The organism is Mucilaginibacter rubeus, from assembly GCF_014643835.1.
Taxonomy (GTDB): domain Bacteria; phylum Bacteroidota; class Bacteroidia; order Sphingobacteriales; family Sphingobacteriaceae; genus Mucilaginibacter; species Mucilaginibacter rubeus.
The window spans coordinates 369239-389142 of sequence record NZ_BMKD01000006.1 but is presented as its reverse complement, the minus strand read 5'-3'; the positions used below and the strand labels follow the sequence as shown (position 1 = coordinate 389142).

16 protein-coding genes and 1 tRNA gene are annotated in these 19904 nt (G+C 43.1%); 8 read left to right on the top strand and 9 right to left on the bottom strand.

The genetic code is table 11. The features are described from left to right. The first annotated feature begins 115 nt into the window (after positions 1-115). The gene (locus IEX80_RS20655; protein WP_188833996.1) at positions 116-4264 is read left to right on the top strand and encodes a hybrid sensor histidine kinase/response regulator; all 4149 of its coding nucleotides are present in this window, start codon (positions 116-118) and stop codon (positions 4262-4264) included. An 87-nt stretch (positions 4265-4351) separates the two neighbouring features. After that, positions 4352-4425: transfer RNA gene (locus IEX80_RS20650), tRNA-Asn, on the top strand. A 168-nt stretch (positions 4426-4593) separates the two neighbouring features. Here the strand turns inward: IEX80_RS20650 and IEX80_RS27835 are convergent. From IEX80_RS27835 to IEX80_RS20635, 4 genes are all read right to left on the bottom strand, one after another. Further along, positions 4594-4860, bottom strand: a complete 267-nt coding sequence (locus IEX80_RS27835) for an MDR/zinc-dependent alcohol dehydrogenase-like family protein (RefSeq protein WP_229701694.1) — start codon at positions 4858-4860, stop codon at positions 4594-4596. Then, on the bottom strand, positions 4857-5534 hold the full coding sequence (locus IEX80_RS20645; RefSeq protein WP_229701693.1) for an NAD(P)-dependent alcohol dehydrogenase: 678 nt from the start codon (positions 5532-5534) through the stop codon (positions 4857-4859). Before IEX80_RS20645 ends, IEX80_RS27835 begins: the two co-directional genes overlap by 4 nt. Before the next feature lie 18 nt (positions 5535-5552). Continuing rightward, positions 5553-6623 (bottom strand): alkene reductase, encoded by a 1071-nt coding sequence (locus tag IEX80_RS20640; protein WP_188833995.1) that lies wholly within the window; start codon positions 6621-6623, stop codon positions 5553-5555. A gap of 78 nt (positions 6624-6701) precedes the next feature. Further along, complete coding sequence (locus tag IEX80_RS20635; RefSeq protein ID WP_188833994.1) at positions 6702-7685, bottom strand: helix-turn-helix transcriptional regulator; 984 nt, start codon at positions 7683-7685, stop codon at positions 6702-6704. Between the two features lie 632 nt (positions 7686-8317). Between IEX80_RS20635 and IEX80_RS20630 the strand changes: the two genes are divergently transcribed. Further along, the gene (locus tag IEX80_RS20630; RefSeq protein WP_112657540.1) at positions 8318-8734 is read left to right on the top strand and encodes an acyl-CoA thioesterase; all 417 of its coding nucleotides are present in this window, start codon (positions 8318-8320) and stop codon (positions 8732-8734) included. A gap of 151 nt (positions 8735-8885) precedes the next feature. Here the strand turns inward: IEX80_RS20630 and IEX80_RS20625 are convergent, their stop codons facing one another. Beyond that, positions 8886-9281 (bottom strand): DoxX family protein, encoded by a 396-nt coding sequence (locus tag IEX80_RS20625; protein ID WP_188833993.1) that lies wholly within the window; start codon positions 9279-9281, stop codon positions 8886-8888. Between the two features lie 419 nt (positions 9282-9700). Here IEX80_RS20625 and IEX80_RS20620 point away from each other — a divergent pair, with 419 nt between their 5' ends. Then, positions 9701-10492, top strand: coding sequence for an alpha/beta hydrolase (locus IEX80_RS20620; RefSeq protein ID WP_188833992.1), 792 nt, complete (start codon positions 9701-9703; stop codon positions 10490-10492). A gap of 7 nt (positions 10493-10499) precedes the next feature. Here the strand turns inward: IEX80_RS20620 and IEX80_RS20615 are convergent, their stop codons facing one another. Both IEX80_RS20615 and IEX80_RS20610 read right to left on the bottom strand, forming a co-directional pair. Further along, entirely contained in the window at positions 10500-10682 is a 183-nt protein-coding gene (locus tag IEX80_RS20615) for a hypothetical protein (protein ID WP_188833991.1), read from the bottom strand. Positions 10683-11073: 391 nt separating this feature from the next. Continuing rightward, positions 11074-12132 (bottom strand): alpha/beta fold hydrolase, encoded by a 1059-nt coding sequence (locus tag IEX80_RS20610; protein WP_188833990.1) that lies wholly within the window; start codon positions 12130-12132, stop codon positions 11074-11076. 331 nt (positions 12133-12463) lie between these two features. On the opposite strand from IEX80_RS20610, the gene IEX80_RS20605 reads away from it, so the two are divergent. The 3 genes from IEX80_RS20605 (at position 12464) to IEX80_RS20595 (ending at position 16868) form a co-directional block, all read left to right on the top strand. Next, complete coding sequence (locus IEX80_RS20605) at positions 12464-14755, top strand: GH92 family glycosyl hydrolase (protein ID WP_188833989.1); 2292 nt, start codon at positions 12464-12466, stop codon at positions 14753-14755. Positions 14756-15198: 443 nt separating this feature from the next. Then, positions 15199-16317, top strand: coding sequence for a Gfo/Idh/MocA family protein (locus IEX80_RS20600; RefSeq protein WP_188833988.1), 1119 nt, complete (start codon positions 15199-15201; stop codon positions 16315-16317). 284 nt (positions 16318-16601) lie between these two features. Then, positions 16602-16868 (top strand): DUF4342 domain-containing protein, encoded by a 267-nt coding sequence (locus tag IEX80_RS20595; RefSeq protein ID WP_090534028.1) that lies wholly within the window; start codon positions 16602-16604, stop codon positions 16866-16868. Positions 16869-16920: 52 nt separating this feature from the next. Here the strand turns inward: IEX80_RS20595 and IEX80_RS20590 are convergent, their stop codons facing one another. Beyond that, the gene (locus IEX80_RS20590; protein ID WP_188833987.1) at positions 16921-17808 is read right to left on the bottom strand and encodes a dienelactone hydrolase family protein; all 888 of its coding nucleotides are present in this window, start codon (positions 17806-17808) and stop codon (positions 16921-16923) included. A 332-nt stretch (positions 17809-18140) separates the two neighbouring features. Here IEX80_RS20590 and IEX80_RS20585 point away from each other — a divergent pair, with 332 nt between their 5' ends. After that, the gene (locus IEX80_RS20585; RefSeq protein ID WP_188833986.1) at positions 18141-19178 is read left to right on the top strand and encodes a hypothetical protein; all 1038 of its coding nucleotides are present in this window, start codon (positions 18141-18143) and stop codon (positions 19176-19178) included. A 35-nt stretch (positions 19179-19213) separates the two neighbouring features. Here the strand turns inward: IEX80_RS20585 and IEX80_RS20580 are convergent, their stop codons facing one another. Next, complete coding sequence (locus IEX80_RS20580; protein WP_188833985.1) at positions 19214-19816, bottom strand: DUF1684 domain-containing protein; 603 nt, start codon at positions 19814-19816, stop codon at positions 19214-19216. Positions 19817-19904: the final 88 nt, after the last annotated feature.

The following is a 19904-nucleotide window of genomic DNA, read 5'->3' as shown; positions in this document are numbered from 1 at the left end:
AACCAAATTAATAAGTTCCGCAAGATAAGAGCATTTATTTAGCCGCTGCAATGCTTGTTTTGGCTTATAACATCAACCGATTAGAAATACGATAAAACTAACCAGCAAAATAATAATGAGGCCAATATTGCTTTTTATCTGCTGTTTATACCTGCTTTTTCCCGGATTATCCTATTCGCAAACACCCGCCCTTAAATTTAAACAGCTTAGTACAAATGAAGGCCTGTCACAGAGCCATGTAATAACCATTATTAAAGATAGCCGTGGTTTTATGTGGTTTGGCACCGAAGATGGCCTTAATAAGTACGACGGTTATAAGTTTACGCATTATAAGCACGACCAGAATAATAAAACAACCATCATCGATAACTATGTATTAGCTATAACGGAAGACAGTTATCATAATTTATGGATTGGAACCGAAAGCGGGCTTGACAGATTTGACCGGGCCTCAAATACATTTATCCACTATTCCAATCATTTAACTTTTGCTGTACAGTCTGTTTTTTTGGATAGTAAAAAAAGGATGTGGTTGGGCACCAGCAAGGGTTTATATCTGTTTAATGCTGCAAATGGTTCATTTAAAAGATTCACACATGCCGCGAATGGCACAAACAGTATAGCTAACGATTTCATTTACCAGGTTACCGAGGATAATAATGGCTGGTTATGGATAGGTACCGATGACGGGCTTTACCATTTTAATCCACAAAACGGTAAGTTTATTGGTTATGTTCATGATCCTGCAAACCAAAACAGCATCGGCGCCAGCTGGGTAAAGGCGGTATACAAAGATAGCAAAGGCAATATTTGGGCAGGTACACATGGAGGAGGCCTGGCATTATATAACAATAAAAATAATTCGTTTATAAATTTCAAACACGACCCTGATAACAGCAACAGTATTTGCCATAACGATATTCTTTCGATACTCGAAAACGGCGACGGGAAACTCTGGATAGGGACCGAAAATGGCGGCATAAGTGTGCTCGATTATCCGGCCAATAAATTTACTTGCTACAAATTTGATGCAAACGACCATCACAGCCTGAGCAGTAACTCGGTTTATTGTTTATATAAAGATGATACGGGGAATACCTGGATAGGCACTTATTCGGGCGGTGTTGATTTTTTGCCTGGCTTTGGCGATAAATTCAGTTCCTACAGTCAAAACCCCAACAACCCGAATAGTTTGAGCAACAACAACGTGCTGGCCATCTCCGGTGATGATAGTGACGAAAATATTTGGATAGGCACCGACGGGGGCGGCCTTAATTTATTTAATCGCAAGAAAAAGACCTTTGTTCATTACCTGCATAGTGATAATAACAGCAACACCATAAGTAATAATTATGTAATGGCCATAGTGCCAATAAATAAAGATGTTATTGGTATTGGTTATCATATTGGCGGGTTTGACCTGTTTGATAAAAAAAAGGGAGCCTTTACACATCACATGCCCCAGGCAAATAATCCGCGTAGCCTCTCCCTTTCAGATATCAACAATATGTATAAAGACCGTGACGGCAATATATGGTTAGGGACCTGGAAAGGGGGCCTTAATCATTATAACGTAAAAACCGGTCTCTTTACACGGTACAGGAACAACCCGGAAGATAACAACAGCATAAGCAGTGATATTGTTACAGCAGTGTTTCAGGATAAACAGGGCAATATGTGGATAGGCACTGATGATAACGGGTTGAATGTATTTAACCCTAAAACAGGCCGCTTTACGCACTACACGCACGATGAGAGGGATAAACGCAGCTTATCAAACAACACTGTCGAGTCGATTATCGAAACCGATAACGGTGATATATGGATAGGTACCAACGGCGGCGGCCTTAACCTGTTTAACAAGCATAACCAAACATTTACTATATACACCGAAAGAGAGGGTTTGCCTAATAATGTGATCTATGCGATTTTGAAAGACCGCAAAGGTAACCTCTGGTTAAGCACCAACAAGGGGATCTCGCGGTTTAATCCCAAAACAAAAGCCATCAGAAACTATGACATTTCTGACGGATTGCAGGGAGATGAATTTAAAGGCCATTCCTGTTTTCAAACTGCCGACGGGGAAATGTTTTTTGGCGGCGTAAACGGATTCAGTACTTTTTATCCCGATAGTTTAAAAGATAATGACTTTGTCCCTCCTGTTTATATTACCGGGCTGCAGATTTTCAATAAGGAGGTAAACGCCGGGGCTAAAAACTCCCCGCTTCAAAAAGATATCAGCGAAACAGACTCCATAAACCTATCTTACAAACAGTCGGTACTTACATTTGAGTTTGCGGCCCTGAATTATACCATTCCCGAAAAAAACCAATATGCCTACAAGCTGGAAGGGTTTGATAAAGATTGGAATTATGTTGGCAATAAAAGAACGGCCACTTATACCAACCTTGATCCGGGTAGTTATACATTCAGGGTTAAGGCATCAAATAATGATTGCAAATGGAATAACAAAGGCACATTTATCATCATCAACATTAAGCCTCCTTTTTGGCTTACCTGGTGGTTTAAATTAATTGTAGCGTTAATTTTTATAATCAGCGGCCCGGCATTTTATCTTATCCGTACACGTTCTATATTAAAGCAAAAGGCCGAGCTTGAGCGCCAGGTGAAAGAACGTACCGGGCAGCTGGCCCGTGCCATAGAAGTTGAAAAAAAATTAGCCCTCGAGGCCGAGGAGGCTAACAAGGCTAAAAGCATATTTTTGGCTACCATGAGCCATGAGATCCGCACACCTATGAATGGGGTGATCGGGATGGCGTCGTTACTGGCCGAAACTCCTTTGGATGAAGAGCAGCGTACTTTTGCCGAATCCATACAAACCTGCGGCGAAGACCTGCTGGCGGTGATTAACGATATTTTAGATTTTTCGAAAATAGAATCGGGCAATATGGAGCTGGAGGAAAAGGATTTTAGCCTGCGTACCTGTATTGAAGAGGTTTTTGATGTTTTTGCCCTAAAAGCCGCCCACCTGAAGCTGGACCTGGTTTACCAGATTGACTATGATGTACCGGCGCAAATTATTGGCGATAGTTTAAGGCTTCGCCAGATCCTGATCAATTTAATCAGTAACGCTATCAAGTTTACCAAAAAGGGTGAAATTTATGTAGCCGTGCATTTGCTCAGCATATCAGATGATAACCAAATCGAATTAGGCTTTGAGATAAAAGATACCGGCATTGGTATTTCTGCCGATAAGCTGCACCGGCTATTTAAAGCATTTTCGCAGGTTGACTCATCAACCACCCGGCAATACGGAGGTACCGGCCTTGGCCTGGTTATAAGTGAACAACTTGTAAAATTAATGGGCGGCAAAATCAGTGTAGAAAGTGAAGTTGACAAAGGAAGTACGTTCAGGTTTTCTATTCACTCGCAAAAAAGTTTACTACAGGACCCTGTACAAATAAACCATACCATGCAGGGTTTTGAAAAGAGCGAAATTTTGGTTGTTGATGATAATGATACCAATTGCAGAATTTTAAAGGCTCAACTGGAGCAGTGGCAACTAAGCCCGGTAGTAGCCAAATCAGGCGAACAGGCTCTTGAGATCCTGGCGCAGCAGCAGCATGATTTTAAGCTTGTTATTACCGATATGCAAATGCCCTTTATGGATGGGATTGAACTGGCAACCTTAATACGGGCCAAATACCCCGAATTACCTATAATGCTGTTGAGCTCCATCAGCTATGTTTTCCATAAAGATAACCCCGGTTTGTTTTGTTCTATACTAACCAAACCTGCAAAACAGCATAACTTATACAAGCACATTATAAAGGAACTTGGCAAGCATGTAAGTTCTGCCACTCATGAGTCGCTGCACAGCGATACTGCAAATCATAAACTGCCTGATAATTTTTCAGAAAGTTACCCATTGAGGATTTTGGTTGCCGAAGATAACCAGATGAACCAAAAACTGATCATGAAGATATTGAGTAAGTTAGGATATGAAGCCGCTTTGGCAGCAGACGGCCTGGAGGTACTGGATTTGGTTAATAAAAAAACATTCGATGTTATTTTAATGGATGTACAAATGCCCAAAATGGATGGCCTGGAAGCTACGCGAATAATAAAGAAGCGTTTCCCGGAACGGCCTTTTATTATAGCGATGACGGCCAATGCCCTCCAATCCGATCTGCAAATTTGTATAGATGCAGGTATGGACGATTATATAAGCAAACCATTTAAATTAGATGACCTGGTTAAAAAACTTGTAAAATGGGCAGGGAAGAATACAAGTACCACGTAGCCCTGAAACAGCAGGATATAACAAGTTGAATAAAATTGCAAAATATCAATGAAAATTATACTTTTGCAATCCCCAACCGGACAACACTCCTGAGTAGCTCAGCCGGTTAGAGCATCTGACTGTTAATCAGAGGGTCGCTGGTTCGAGCCCAGCCTCAGGAGCCTTAAAATCAATGATTTAACCCCACTCTGGCGAGTGGGGTTTTTTTATTTTCATAAAATTTGAATACTTTTTCGATAGTCGAAAAAAAATGGCTTATCGGAATCGCTATTTTGCCGGTAATTATGACCTTTTATTTCAGTGATCATCCCCTATCGGTTTGACTTTTTTCAATTAACCCTGATTACTGATTTTCCGACGATGTGCGCTTTAGGAGCCTCAGCGTAAGCAGTTTTAAATGAATCAAAGGAATAAGCCTTGCTGACTAAGACAGAAAGTCCCGCTTCTATATATCTTTTAAGTTCTTTTAAATATAGCTGCGAAGGTTTAAGCATGAGGACCTTATATTTTTGGGGTGAAAAAAGACTGATGAAAAAAGCGGAAACGATCTCTTTTGGCCCCGGAGCAGTATGCACATAGACAGAAGAAGTCTTCATAATCTTTTTGCAACACTATAAGACATTTGATTAGATAGATCGATCACCACATCGTAAAGCTTTCCGGCTTTAAGAACATCTTCCTTGCGGTAGTTAATTACAAAATCACTGCCCCAATCTTTTGCTGCCTTTAAGCCACCATCACTTACAACGGCTGTAATGGTGGCTCCTTTCGTTTTGGCAATCTGTATGGCGAACATGCCTATTCCTCCGGAAGCACCATTGATCAGCACCTCCGAGCCGGTTTGAATATTGACTAAGGTATCGAACAGCTGGATCGCCGCAGAGCCTACCACCGGCGCGGCGGCCGCCTGCTCAAAAGAAATTCCCATGGGTTTAGTTGCAATATCTTTTTCCTCTGCAATAATATATTCAGCTAAAGCCGCCCCTTTAAAAACATCAAGCAGGCCGTATACTTCGTCTCCTTCTTTATAGTTTTTAATGGAACTACCGGTTGCCTCAACTATACCTGAAAAATCGATACCGGTGCCTCTTGGAAATTTGCTGCCTGACATTAATTTCATTTCGCCGTTTCTTATCTTCCAGTCCAGGGGATTGATGGAGACTGCTTTGACCTTGATCAGGATTGTTGTTTCACTGACCTCTGGAATAACTGTATCGGTCATTTCCAACACATCGGCGTTGCCGAATTTATGATAAACTATCTTTTTCATTTTTGATCTCTTATTGAATTAATTAAATAATACCGGATAATCTGTATAGCCTTTAGCGCCCGGTGTGTAAAGGGTGGTAAAGTCAGGGGCATTCAGTTCTGAGCCATGGATGATTCGCTGTTCCAGATCGGGATTGGCCAGGAATCCCCTACCAAATGCGATCAGGTCTGCATCTCCTTTATCCAGTTCGGCTTCAGCCCCTTCGGCAGTAAAGGTATTGCAGTAAATGAGCGTTCCTTCGAATTCGGTACGGATGGCGTTTAAGGTTTGTGCTGGAACCTGCGGGCTGAGACTGATGTGGATATAGGCCAGGCCGATCCGGTTAAACTCCCGGCTTAAATAAATGTATGTTTCCTCGGTTGTGTCTGCCTCATAAGCCTGCAGGTCGCCAAGGGTAGAGTTAGGCGAAATTCTTACACCTGTTTTTTCTTTACCTATCGCTTCTGCTACTTGTTCTGCAACTTCAATAGCAAATCTGGACCTGTTTTCAATACTTCCGCCATAAACATCGGTACGGTCATTAACGTTAGGGTTAAGGAATTGTTCGATCAGGTAGCCATTTGCAGCATGCAGTTCCACGCCGTCAAAACCCGCAGCTATTGCATTTTTTGCGGCGGTGACATACTGGCCAATCACCTCTTTTACCCCTTGTGTTGATAATACTACAGGCACAGGATAATCCTGCATACCTGCGTTATCGGTATACATTTGCCCCGCTGCCGGAATAGCAGACACACCAATCACATGCGCACCTTCCGGCAGATTAGCCTGGTGGCCGATACGACCTGTATGCATCAGCTGCACAAATATTTTTGTATCGTTTTGGTGTACGGCACCGGTGGTTAATTTCCAGCCTTCAATTTGTTCATTGGAGAATATGCCGGGGATACGGGCATAACCAAGGCCTTCCGGTGCAGGAGCAGTTCCCTCGGTAATGATCAGCCCGGCCCCGCGGCGTTGACTGTAATATTCTTTCATAAGTGCGTTGGGCAGGTTGTCAATAGCACGACTGCGGGTCATGGGTGCCATCACTAAATGGTTCTTTAATTTCAGTGCCTGGCTGGTATAGGGCATCAGTAACTTTTTCATATCGTTTGTTTTATTTGATATGTCAAATGTCCGCAGGATATGACGGTTAAAATAGCGCCTCAAGCCCGAAAAATAGTCCTATCCGACAAGCGTGTATTTTTTGGGGGTGGTTCCAAAGTGTTTTTCGAAAAGCCGTGAGAAGTGGCTGAGGTTCGAAAACCCAAGCCGGTAACCAGCCTCAGAAACGGAGTAACCCGCATGTTTTAATAAAAAGCCGGCTTCCTGCATCCTTTCATTCTGGTAAAAGTTATAAATAGTATCGCCAAAGGTCTGCTTAAACAAATGCTTCATTTTTGTTTCGCTCAGGCCGGCATTGGCTGCAAGTTCGCTTAAATGAGGTGGCTGACCCAAGTCAGCCAGTACAGCAGTCCTGATCAGGTATAATTTATCTATATCAGCTTTGTTAACAGGACTTTGTTTGTCGCTGTCCCTTTCCAGCAGTTTATCAAACAACAGGTAGATCATCTCATGCGCCTTGTTACTATAAAACAGCTCGCTCAATTTATTTTGTTCGTTGATCTCCGAAACAAGCTTCAAAACCCTCGCCACATCCGGGTACATCTTTTCATGATAGAAGAATAGATTATCGCTATTTAAAATAGTTTCCAAAGGACCATTAACCTGGTCTACCCGCAGGATGTCGGAAAGCAATTGCCTCTTGATGCCAATGACACCAAAATAGACCTCGACATTGGCGGGAAAAATAGTTTCGGTGGATATAGCGGTGGAGGCGATTTGGATTGACGACCCGTTCTTCTTTAAAAATTCTACTGCCGTTTCCCGGTCAACGGCAGATCCTGCCGGTAGCTCATTACTGTTGAATACAATGGAGATCAAATCACTGACTTCAGCGGGGGACTTACGCTTTAAATGAAATTCCTCTTTCAAAGTATAATGATGCAATACGAACTTAAAGCCGGGTGCTACATCAATCGCCTTAATGTGACCTTCGCCCATATGCGGCGGAATTTTCAGTTCATTCTTGAAAACGGGAATATTAAAATGGTTGCCAAAGCTTTTGACAAAATTAAAACCTGCCTGCACCGTAAATTCAAAAGTCATGTTTAAAAATATGGATTTTATATCTTAATGTTTTTAACAAGGTAGATAGCGACACGTTTTTAAAGCCTAAATCCTCAACATTATTAATTAATTGAATTAGTCGGGCATTGTATATTTAAATTAAGGCTTAGGTATTCTATTATTTTTCCCATCATATTTTGTTACACTCAGATTTTATTTAGTTCTCAACTATCAAAATCTAATTATTTCTTTAATTTTTTTGTGTCCGACTCGGACATTCCCGGAGTGATGTCCGGATCGTCATAATTAATTTACATCTATAACCACCCAAAAAAGCTGTTATGGAAATATTAACTTTTTATAATTGATGTTTTGTATCAGTGCCTCGTTAGCTATTATATCAATAGTGCAACGCATCGCTAATGCGGTTATGGGATTGGAATCATTGATCTCCGATAAGAGCGCGGAATTGAATTACCTGTTTTCAATGAAATTAAGCCTAACAGTCAGAGGGTCGCTGGTTCGAGCCCAGCCTCAGGAGCAAAGCCTCACAAACAATTGGGGCTTTTTTATTTGACACAGCCCGGACTGATCCATTAAAATTCAGATCTCCCGTTTCCTGAAACCAAAAGGTTCAATAGCTTTGCAATCCAACAAAAAGGTTAATTATTATGGAATACTCAAAAACCTATATTGCCAAAGATGAGCATATAGATGTACAGGAGATCATGGATGGTTTATATTATCCGTTTTATATGGAATATTGCAGGCATGATTATATCAGGGAAATATTGGGGTTTGATTTTGAAACCGAAGCTAAAAACGGCATTTACATGGTACTGTCAAACTATAGCATCAGCTTTCTCAGATCACTAAAAAAGGGCGATGAATTTAAAGTTACCTGCACCTTGTATACTGATAAAGGGGGCTTGCCAAAGCTGCACTTTAAACAATCTATTATATGCAACAATAAGGTAATGACCAAAGCTGTATTTACGGGCACCTGTGTGCCGGCAACAGGCGGCAGACCGTATTTACCGGCCTCGGTATTGGAAAAAATAAAGGATGCCCCTGTTCTTGAAGATTAAGCGACCGGCAGAGCGCCTGCCCCTGCCGGATAATCATGCGGCACGGTAGCATGCATGCAAAAGAGGCTACCTGTGGGATAGCCTCTTTTGAGATTGCTTAAAGCCTGAAATAACCGATGTATTATGAACCGGCCTGCTGCAACTTAGCATTTTATACAGCGGCAGCGGCTGCGTATGTAGCCGGATAAAGTTTACGGAACATCAGGTAGGTAACCGTTACCATGATAAATGCAACAATGGCATCTATGGTGGCGGGAAAACCGAGTACAGCGATTTTAGACAAAAAAGCAAATATAATATCGAAGAAAATACCTGCAAATACCCATTCTTTTAATCTAAGCAATCTGTTAGGTGTTAAAAGAACTGCTACTCCCGAAAGTTTAGCGACACCAAGGATATAAATAAAATGCGGAGGATAGCCCAGTTTTAAGGTGATATCCCACACAAACTGGTTTTTGGTCAGCTCGCCAAATCCGCTTGCTGCAAACCATAATGAAGTCAATGCTGTTCCTATCCAATAGATTGTTTTTACTGTTTTTGTTGTCATGATATGTAGTTTTGAGTTGTTTGATGGCTCAAAATTGTGGCAAAATCAACGGATATCTAACCACTTTCGGGATGAAGCAGACAAACTAAGCTCCCGGCCGGACAATCCGGACCCCGACTTCCATAGGTCATTGATGTAAACCGCTTCAATACGTTGATTAAAGCCTGCCTTAAAGTTTTCTATCACTCAGATAATGATTGCAGCGATCCCGGTGATAGGCCTATAAACTAAACACGGCGGGGTCGGAAAGACGGATTTTTATTATGTTGTTAAATATTAACATGCAATGGCTGGTCCCAATTTTTTTAATGTTTGAAATGTCCGGTTCGGAGACTTCTTTGTCGGGTTGAAGCACTTGAGATCGGTATGCGGCAAGTTGAAATATACTTTTGGGAGTAAATCTATAAATACTTAACAAAATGAAAACTCAAATCAACATTACCAAACTAACAATAGCTGCTGCCGCAGTCTTTTTGTCTACTTTCAGCCCAAAAAACAGCTTGGCTCAAACTACACCTGCTGTAAAGAACATTGTTATAGTACACGGCGCTTTTGCCGATGCATCGGGATGGGAAGGCGTATATAAAATATTAAAAAAGGATGGATACAACGTAACCCTTGTGCAAAACCCGCTTACTTCGCTCAATGATGACGTTGCCGCAACCAATCGCGCCCTGGAAAAACAGGATGGTCCCGCGGTGTTGGTAGGGCATTCATGGGGCGGTTCGGTAATTACCGAAGCCGGCGTATCGCCCAAAGTAACAAGTTTGGTGTATGTTGCGGCTTTTGCGCCGGAAGTTGGCCAGTCGACCCTGGATGTTTATCAGTCAGGCCCGGCACTTGCCAAAAATGGTATCCTGCCTGCCGATAAAAATGGCCTGGTATATTTTGATAAAGCGCTCTTTCACGAATGTTTTGCAGCTGATTTGACTGAAGCGAAATCAGATTTTATGTTTGATTCACAACAGCCGATTGTTGGCTCGAGCTTCGTAGCCCCGTTAACACAGGCGGCCTGGAAAGCTAAACCAACTTATGGTATTGTAGCCACCATGGACAAGGCCATCAACCCCGAACTGGAACGTGCAATGTATAAACGTGCCGGTGCTGTAGTTACAGAGGTTAAAGGCAGTCACGTTATATTTATATCGCAGGCTGCCGCTGTGGCCCGTGTAATTGAAGCTGCTGCAAAAAATGGTTCTGAAAAAAAATAAGGTGATCTTATTTTAATTCATTTACTAAAAGATGAAGAGGGGCGACCGTATTAACGGCTGCCCCTTTTCCTGTTGAAGAGCGGTAGTCTTTGCTATGATGGTGTTGAATGCCGCTAAGATTTCCACCAGGTTCTTCCGCAGATTTAAGGTAACCCATAGAACCGGTTGATAAAACCAGTCTGGCAAGCATGTAGCATAGCGGGAGTGGGTCAGGCCGGGAGAGGTTTACATTACGCAAACTCGTCTTCTTATTATCTGCTATCCTATCACAGACTCTCGCAGATTTAGTTAGCTTATAAATAAAACGATCAAATTCAAGGAATCAATTTGAGTTACCGCCCGGCGGGATTCGGGCATTGAAGGAGGCTGTTTTCTGCAACCTTGTTCCCGCTATAGCATTTGATACCGGTAACAGATTTTAATGGATAGAGCTCAACGATGATTGCACCAGGGGTGCGAAAGGGTTTTAGAAAGACAGACAGGGGTGGGTACCTGCTTTTAAGTAAACAAAAAACCAGGATAGGAAATGCATTTTAACATTTCCTATCCTGGTTACCGTGTTATTTAAAAAGAGGGATTATTTATTTGGCAAAGCTTTCGGCTTCTATAATGGCGTCAGCAAAAGCTTTAGGGGCTTCCTGGGGCAGGTTGTGGCCTATGCCACCGTTAATAGTATGATGCGCATATTTACCTTTAAAGCGCGCGGCATAATCAGCAGGCTTAGGGTGAGGAGCGCCATTGGCATCGCCTTCAAGGGTTACAGTTGGTACAATGATTGGAGGTGCGGTAGCCAGCTTTTTTTCCATATCGTCATATTTTGTTTCACCCTCGGCAAGGCCCAGGCGCCAGCGGTAATTATGGATCACGATGACAACATGGTCAGGGTTGTCAAAAGACGGAGCGGTTTGAGCGAAAGTAGCGTCGTCAAATTTCCAGTTGGGTGATGCTGTTTCCCAGATGAGCCTGTTAAAGTCACGCCTGTTTGCCTCGTAGCCCAATTGGCCGCGCTCGGTACTAAAATAAAATTGGTACCACCATGATAGTTCTGCTTTGGGCGGCAGTGGTTTTTTATTTGCTTCCTGGCTGCCTATCAGGTACCCGCTTACCGAAACCATTGCTTTGCAGCGCTCAGGCCATAATGCCGCCACGATATTTGCTGTACGAGCGCCCCAGTCAAAACCACCAATAATGGCGCTATTTATTTTTAATGCATCCATCAGTGCAATAACATCTGTAGCTATTGCAGCTTGCTGCCCGTTCCTGAAAGTTTGTGCCGAAAGGAATTGCGTTGTGCCGTGGCCGCGCAAATGAGGTACAATAACCCTGTAGCCGGCTTTGGCAAGTATGGCTGATACTTCAGTATAGCTATGTATATCATATGGCCACCCATGAAGCAGGATAACAGGCTGTCCGTTTGCCGGGCCGCTTTCTGCGTAGCCAATATTAAGCAGGCCTGCATTTATCTGTTTGATCGAGTCGAAAGAAGCTGTAGAAAAAAGAGTATTGTTTTGCTGTGCCGGTGAATCTATCTGTTTGGTTTCTGCTTTAAGTATACCGAGACCGCCTAACTCTGCTGCTGCAACTGTTAATGCGGAGATACCAAGAAAGCGGCGACGGCTGAATGTTGTTTCGTTGTTCATGTTTTTCGGATTAGTTTGATTAATAATTCGCCTTCAGATGCTTTCCTCATCATCGGGCATAACAAAAGTACACCGGCACCAGGATTATGGAAGTGGTTGATGCATGAACCGGACAAATGGTGACTTCAGTTAGACATATTCCCCGCCAGATTTGCCATTATCTGAAATAGTTGGAAGTGGCAGTGCTGGTTGGAGCGCAGTAACAACTAATCCTTATGGTTTATCGGTACCGGCCAGGTTGTATAACATCATTATTTTACTCGTGCATGTAACAATTAGCAACGATTGCTGTATTTTGCTGAAATTTTTTTGTTAATACGCTGTCCGAAAAATGAATTTCATCTCCAAAATTGCAAACCGGTTTATTTATATCATTTTCTTGTTGTTTCCGTGGCCGGTTTTTGCCCAAAACCTGGTTAAATATGTACAGCCCATGGCCGGTACAGCTATTGCCACTACAGCTTCCGCACTAAAACATGGACAAGCGGCTGATACACGGTTTGCCAATACCATTCCCGCGGTTACTGCCCCCTTTGCCATGACACAATGGACACCCGAAACCGAGAGCGGCGAAACCAAGTGCGTACCTCCATATTATTATAAGGACGGCCTGTTCAACGGCCTCCGTGGTTCGCACTGGCTAAGCGGTTCATGTACACAGGATTATGGCAGCTTTACCATTATGCCCATCACAGGCAAGCTAAAAACAGCTAATTATAGTGCAGCATTTAAACATACTGATGAACTGTCGTCTCCTCACGTTTATAGCATCAATCTTAACCAATATAAAGTGAATGCCGCGGTAACCTCCACAGAGCGTTGCGGCATGATGCAGTTTACCATGCGGCAGGCCGACAGCCTTTATTTATTGATCAAAGCCAATAGCGATTATCATGAAGGTTTTGTAAAAGTAGATAAGCAAGCTGGTGAGATATCGGGCTATAATCCTGCTCACCGTATTTACCAGGGATGGGGGAAAAGCGCAGGTTTCAGCGGTTTCTTTGTGATCAGGTTTGAACGGAGTTTAGGAAAAACGGGCACTTTTGCAGGCAATAAAATATTTATTGCAGATAGTATCAAAAACGATGCAGGTACAGGGATTTATGCCGGATTTAAGCTCAATAAAGGCGAAAAGCTAACGATCAGGATTGGCACTTCGTTTACCAGTTTGGAAGGCGCCCGCAAAAACCTGCAGGCCGAAATGCCGGGATTTGATTTTGACAGGGTTGTAAAAAGCAGTAGGATAAAATGGGAAAAGGCCCTGGGGCAAATCAACATTTCAACTAACAATGAGCAGGATAAACGGATCTTTTATACATCATTTTACCATGCCATGCAGCATCCGCGTCTTTTTAATGATGTTGATGGCAGATACCCGCGGTTTGCCGGCGATTATCAAATGGAACAATTATCAAACGGCAATTATTATGATGATTTTTCGATGTGGGATATTTACCGGGCACAGTTGCCACTGTTTGAGATCCTGAACCCATCTTTGATCAATAACCTGGCAAAATCACTGATCCTGAAAGGTAAACAGGGTGGCTGGATGCCAGTGTTCCCCTGCTGGAATAGCTATACATCCGAAATGATCGGCGATCATACGGCTTCTGTAATCAGTTCGGCCTATTTAAAGGGGATCACTGATTTTGACGCTGAAGAAGCTTACCAAATTTTAAGGCATAACGCTTTTGAACTACCCGCCAATCGCGCCGATTATGTAGAAGGCAAAGGCCGCAGGGCGTTGGATAGTTATTTGAAATATCAATATATCCCGTTAGAAGATAGCGTACGCGATGCCTTTCATAAAATGGAACAGGTGAGCCGTACAATGGAGTATGCTTATGACGATTACGCGCTGGCGCAATTTGCAAAAGCTTTAAAAAAATCTGCCGATTATACCACACTCACCAAACGGGCAAAATATTATGCCAATGTATTTGATGCTGCAAGTGGCTTTGTCCGCGGCAAGCATGCTGATGGTACATGGGTATCTCCCTTTGATCCGGATAAAAAGGCGACTTATATTACAGAAGGTACCGCACGTCAATATACCTTTTATGTACCGCAGGATGTCCCCGGCCTGGCAAAGTTGATGGGTGGAACGAAGAAACTGGAACAGTCGTTAGATAGCCTGTTTGAAAAAGGCGAATACTGGCATGGCAATGAGCCGGGGCACCAGATCCCTTTTATGTATGATTATACGCCATCGCCATGGAAAACGCAAGCCGCTGTACGCAAGATCCTGGCCACTGAATACAGTGATGGTCCGGGTGGTTTGGGAGGAAATGATGATGCCGGCCAAATGTCGGCCTGGTATCTGTTCGCTTCCATAGGTTTTTACCCGGTAAACCCGGTTTCGGGCGAGTACCTGTTGTGTTCACCTTTGTTTGATAAAATTGCTATCACGCTTCAAAACGGCAAAAAGTTTGAGATCATCTGTCATAAACCAGGTCCTAAATCAATGTATATCCGCTCGGTGAAATTGAATGGCAAAATAATGCCCAATAATTTTATCCGTTACAACGATATCAGCAACGGCGGCAAACTCGACATATATCTGAACGATCAACCGGGAAATAACTGGGCAGTGAAACCGGTAAATCAACCTGAGGGGATATGATATAATGGAGCTTAGCATCGGAAGGTATTTACAAACAGATCGAAAAATGTGATGGCGTATAAACCATATTTTAGGGGTGTTTCGCAAGGGCTGCGTTAGGGATAGAAGCGTAAAGCCCACAGCGCGGGTTAGGTTTGTGCGCAGGCAAGGCGAGGACTTGCAGCGGATAGCCCGGCCGCAGGCAACGTCCATGTTATAAAATAGATAAAAAAAATGCTTAATAATCAATGTCTTATGATGGTTTCATTGTGATGGGCAAAGCAATCCCAAACAATGGAGAGCTACTCTATAGGTCGGGCCGGGCTTCGTTTCACGCATTACGATTTTCTTATTTGTTTTTAGCTTCTTTTAGAAGGAAGCTCTTCATTCCCTGTAAAAATCAGATGACTTAAGTGTATTTTACCCGGAAATATGTAAATTGTCATAAACCAAAAAACATACCTATGAATTCTCGTCGTGATTTTTTACAAAAGTTGGGCTTATCGGCCCTGGCCCTGCAACTTGTACCATACTTAGGATGTGCAGCGGGAGCAGACAAAACTGCACAGGTTTATGACGGCCCGGTATTACGTGTGGCCATTATGGGACTTGGAGGCTATGGAACCATAGTTGCAGAAGCTATGCGGAAATGTACCAAAGCTAAACTGGTTGGGGTAATTAGCGGAACCCCATCAAAAGTTAAAGCATGGCAAAGCAAATATGGCATCCCCGAAAAAAATTGCTACAACTATGAGAATTTCGATAACATTAAAAACAACCCCGATATCGACGCGGTATACGTTATTACACCCAACGGCTTGCACCGCGATTTTGTGATCAGGGTGGCTGCAGCCGGTAAACATGCTATATGCGAAAAGCCAATGGCCGTGAATGCCAAAGAGGGGCAGGAGATGGTTGATGCCTGTAAAAAGGCCAATGTAAAATTGTTGGTTGGCTACCGGATGCATTTTGAGCCCAAAACGCTTGAAGTGATCAGGATGAGGCAAAACGGCGAGTTTGGGAAGATCAGGTTTTTTCAGGGGCAATGCGGGTTTACCATCGGCGATCCCACACAATGGCGGTTGAATAAAAAGCTTGCCGGTGGCGGCTCTATGATGGATATTGGGATCTATGCCATCAACGGATCGCGCTATATGACCGGTGAAGAACCGATATGGGTTACCGCCCAGGAAACTAAAACCGATACGGTGAAATTTAAAGAAGGGGTTGATGAAACCATCCAGTTCCAGTTCGGCTTCCCAAGCGGGGCCGTCGCGTCTTGCCTGTCAACCTACAATATGAACAATCTCGACCGGTTTTTTCTTGATGGAGAAAAAGGCTTTGCCGAAATGCAGCCTTCTACCGGCTACGGGCCAATTAAGGGCCGCACCCACTTAGGAGAACTAAACCAGCCTGTTACCACACATCAAACCGTACAGATGGATGAAATGTGTGAGATTATATTTAATAATAAAAAGCCGGTAGTACCGGTAAACGGTGAAGAAGGAGTGAAAGACCTTAAAATTATTGATGCCATTTACCTTGCTGTTAAAACCGGAAAGAAGGTGGAGATAAGTGTTTAATATCGTTTAAAGTTAAAAACATACGTGATGCCGGATTTATGTCGGTACTTAACTGGATATTCACGCTTACCTGGTTTCACGATTAATTCTTGCTTAGTTGTCCTCCGCTTACTTTGAAAGTGGGGTGCCGGAATAAATTCGGCATGAGGAGTTTGCTTTTTTTGTAACCAATTGAGAAGCCTCTGCAGTAAGGAAATTAATATTCCACCTGCTATTGGCATATTTAGCCAAACCTGTAACAAGCCGCTGGTATGCACATCTAAATATAAAAACTTAGAAAAAACATGAGCACCAAAGAAACATTTTCAATTAACGGTGAAGCGTTATTGGGAAAGATAAAAGAGATAATTAACGAAGGTAAAGCCAGCAGGATCACCATTTCGGACAAGCATGGCAAAGAGTTAATGACCTTTCCGTTAAGTGTTGGCCTTTTCGGGATGATCCTGGCACCGGTTTTTGCTGCCGTAGGTACCCTGGCCGCACTGGTTACGGAATGTACCATAACGGTAGAACGGGAAGAGGAAGATAAAGAAGATACCCCCAAAGAATAAGGTATCTTCACAATATGATCCTGCGAAACTAAAGACCTGAAATTTCAGGTCTTTAGTTTAAATTCTCATTAAAAAAATCTATAGTCCTTTTCCAGGCCAGTTCTGCCGCGGCTTTGTCATAACGTGGAGTTGTATTATTATGAAAGCCGTGGTTCGCGTTTTCATAGATATAAGCCTGGTATTTTTTGCCATTTTCTTTAAGCGCTTTTTCGTATGCCGGCCAGCCCTCCGTAATCCGGGTATCCAGGGCCGCGTAATGCAGCAACAGCGGCGCTTTAATTTTAGGGACATCCTCAACAGCGGGTTGACTTCCATAAAATGGAACAGCGGCAGCCAGATCGGGAACACGCACAGCCATCATATTGGCAATTCCTCCGCCAAAACAAAAGCCTACAACACCTACCTTACCATTGCAATCCTTATGGTTTTTCAGGTATTCATAGGCAGCTATAAAATCTTCCTCCATTTCGCCTTTATTTCGTTTGGCCTGCATGGTACGCCCTTCGTCATCATTGCCGGGATAGCCGCCAAGCGGTGTTAGCGCGTCGGGTGCAAGGGTAATAAATCCTGCAAGGGCAGCTCTTCTTGCCACATCTTCAATATAAGGGTTTAAGCCCCGGTTTTCGTGAACTACCACAATGCCGCCCAGTTTCTTCTTTGCATCTGCAGGCTCCGATAATAATCCTTTAATTGTACCGCCGCCTTTGGGCGAAGGGTAATTAATGTAGCCCGATTTTAAACGCGGATCGTCGGATTTTACCTGTATGGCACCCTGGTAATCAGGCATCAGGAAACTCATTAGTGCGGTTACGGTAAGGCCGCCCACTGCATACATGGAGAGCTTTTGCACAAATGAGCGCCTGTCGAGGCGGTTATGTGCGTAATCATCATACAGGTCAAACACTTCCTGTTTGATATCTTCTTTGCTGATTTGGTTCATATTTCCGGAGGCTTTGTTCAAATTTACCGGTTAGGTTTTGTTTAGGGTGTAACAGTCTCGTTACCGGTAATGTTTTGTGTGTTGGATTGCAAGAATTTCTACCTGGTATATTTTTATTTCCTTACAACCTGGAAACTGTCAGACCGGTAACCACAAACTTTGAAAGCTTATTTTAACTGCCGGGCTGTTTTTTGTTTTCAGAGGTAATGTTTGATTATATTTTTGATTCCGGCGTGATGAAACTTGAACAAACTTGAACCTGTTATGAATATGCGGACACCTTCTGCTCTTTTACATTTGTTTACCAGGCAGCATGCCTTATAGTTTAACTCATGAAACCCACTGCATTAAAATTTTTAAGCTTTATAATATTATTGATTTGGAGCATTCCGCTGAACGCGCAAACACTATATGTAGATGTAAGCCGGGGTAGGGATGATGCCCCGGGTACGCAAAGTGAACCGCTGGCAAGCCTGGAAAAAGCGGTTGTCAAGGCAAATACGTTTAGCGGTGAAGAGCCCATTACCATTAAGATTGCGCCCGGCCTTTATATCATTAAAAGTGCATTGGCAATTCGTGATGAAAGTAACCGGCAGGTTGCTGAAAAATACACTTTCGAAGCGATGGTCATGCCCGGTGATCCCGACTGGGCACCGGCCAAAATGCCGGTTATCCAATGCGTGGCCGATTCCAACAGGGCCGGTAAATTAAAGCATGCCAGTTCCGCTTTCCAGATCGCCCGGAATCATGTAGTAATTAAAGGACTGAAGTTCACCGGTAACCCAAACCCCGCATCAGAGTATTATTACGTTATAGAAAGGAGGGACAGCACATTGACCGGGCTGGAAATCTCCCAGTGTTATTTTATCGGGGAAAAGAATTCTGCACCTATACAAGGAGGGGTTTTTGCCCAGGGTGCCGGTATCCGCGTAGACCATTGTATATTTTATGGGGTAAAAAACGCCGTTATGGTATTTCTCGGGATCAGGGATTTTTCACTCACTCATTCTATTATTTACGGGGCCTATGAAGGTGCTGTTTGGTACGGCTACGGCCAGAGTTCCAATATGCCGTTTACTTTCAGTGATAATATCGTTACCAATTGCAATTATTTTTGGATAGGTTACCGTGGTGCACATGCTAACTATGAGTTTGCCAATTCGCTTATCTCCGAAAACGCTTTTTATTTGGGCTTTAACGAAGAGGACGTAAAGCCAGACCGGCTAAATAAGCCTATAGAACAGAGTATCCAAAAAGTTGGAAAAGTAACCCTGAGCGAAGTGCAAACCAAAGGCATACCAAAAGATTACCTGAACCTTTCCTCTTCATCACCAGGAGCGCACATCGATGCCGGTATCTTTATAAGGTAAAAACAATTAATGTGCTTGTTTAATGCAGATTTAGATCAATGCCCTTTCCCAAAGTTTTTTTCGCCAGCTTCAACTGCCATATCAACCCGGTTTTCGTCGGGAGGTTTAGGGCATGAATAGCCGCTGCTGAAAGCGCAGTATGGGTTGTAGGCTTTATTGAAGTCAATAACGATAGAGCCGTTTTTAATATCTTTAGTAGTAAGGTCGATATATCGGCCGCCACCATAAGTTTCAGAGCCGTTGGTAGCATCGGTAAAAGGCAGGAACAGATAATTGCTGAAGGCAGGGTTTTGCGACAGGGCGATGCTTTTGTAAATGGTTAACTGCATTGGTTTACCCTTTAGCGTAAACGAAAGTTGGGCATAACGCACATACTGGCTGCCTGCACCGCTGAAGGTTGGTATTATAAAAGCCGGTTGATTAGTCAATAATTCAGCTTTAGCAGTTACGCGGTAGGTACTGTCGGCATCATAAAACTTTAAAAATTGCAGGTCATCCTGTTTAAGCGGCGATCGCGGATCTTTTAAAAAATCATCCTTATAATTTTGCCTGAAGGCAGCAATTTGCTCTTTATGAGTTTGTGCAAAACTGTGTTGGCCAATGAAAAAGATAAATAGAAGGACAATGAAATATTTCATGTGTATTGCAGGGATTAGGCCCAAAGATAACGTAGATGCAACTCAAAAAAAAGCGTCTTTTGCGAGGCCCGAAGCAATCCCAGGCTTC

What these genes read in the sequence shown, in the direction of transcription:
- IEX80_RS20605 (WP_188833989.1), top strand. Translation starts at nt 12,464, where the DNA reads ATGAATTTCATCTCCAAAATTGCAAACCGGTTTATTTATATCATTTTC.
- IEX80_RS20635 (WP_188833994.1), bottom strand. Translation starts at nt 7,685, where the DNA reads ATGACTTTTGAATTTACGGTGCAGGCAGGTTTTAATTTTGTCAAAAGC.
- IEX80_RS20585 (WP_188833986.1), top strand. Translation starts at nt 18,141, where the DNA reads ATGAAACCCACTGCATTAAAATTTTTAAGCTTTATAATATTATTGATT.
- IEX80_RS20630 (WP_112657540.1), top strand. Translation starts at nt 8,318, where the DNA reads ATGGAATACTCAAAAACCTATATTGCCAAAGATGAGCATATAGATGTA.
- IEX80_RS20600 (WP_188833988.1), top strand. Translation starts at nt 15,199, where the DNA reads ATGAATTCTCGTCGTGATTTTTTACAAAAGTTGGGCTTATCGGCCCTG.
- IEX80_RS20625 (WP_188833993.1), bottom strand. Translation starts at nt 9,281, where the DNA reads ATGACAACAAAAACAGTAAAAACAATCTATTGGATAGGAACAGCATTG.
- IEX80_RS20620 (WP_188833992.1), top strand. Translation starts at nt 9,701, where the DNA reads ATGAAAACTCAAATCAACATTACCAAACTAACAATAGCTGCTGCCGCA.
- IEX80_RS20590 (WP_188833987.1), bottom strand. Translation starts at nt 17,808, where the DNA reads ATGAACCAAATCAGCAAAGAAGATATCAAACAGGAAGTGTTTGACCTG.
- IEX80_RS20640 (WP_188833995.1), bottom strand. Translation starts at nt 6,623, where the DNA reads ATGAAAAAGTTACTGATGCCCTATACCAGCCAGGCACTGAAATTAAAG.
- IEX80_RS20595 (WP_090534028.1), top strand. Translation starts at nt 16,602, where the DNA reads ATGAGCACCAAAGAAACATTTTCAATTAACGGTGAAGCGTTATTGGGA.
- IEX80_RS20645 (WP_229701693.1), bottom strand. Translation starts at nt 5,534, where the DNA reads ATGAAAAAGATAGTTTATCATAAATTCGGCAACGCCGATGTGTTGGAA.
- IEX80_RS20655 (WP_188833996.1), top strand. Translation starts at nt 116, where the DNA reads ATGAGGCCAATATTGCTTTTTATCTGCTGTTTATACCTGCTTTTTCCC.
- IEX80_RS20580 (WP_188833985.1), bottom strand. Translation starts at nt 19,816, where the DNA reads ATGAAATATTTCATTGTCCTTCTATTTATCTTTTTCATTGGCCAACAC.
- IEX80_RS20610 (WP_188833990.1), bottom strand. Translation starts at nt 12,132, where the DNA reads ATGAACAACGAAACAACATTCAGCCGTCGCCGCTTTCTTGGTATCTCC.
- IEX80_RS20615 (WP_188833991.1), bottom strand. Translation starts at nt 10,682, where the DNA reads ATGCTTGCCAGACTGGTTTTATCAACCGGTTCTATGGGTTACCTTAAA.
- IEX80_RS27835 (WP_229701694.1), bottom strand. Translation starts at nt 4,860, where the DNA reads ATGAAGACTTCTTCTGTCTATGTGCATACTGCTCCGGGGCCAAAAGAG.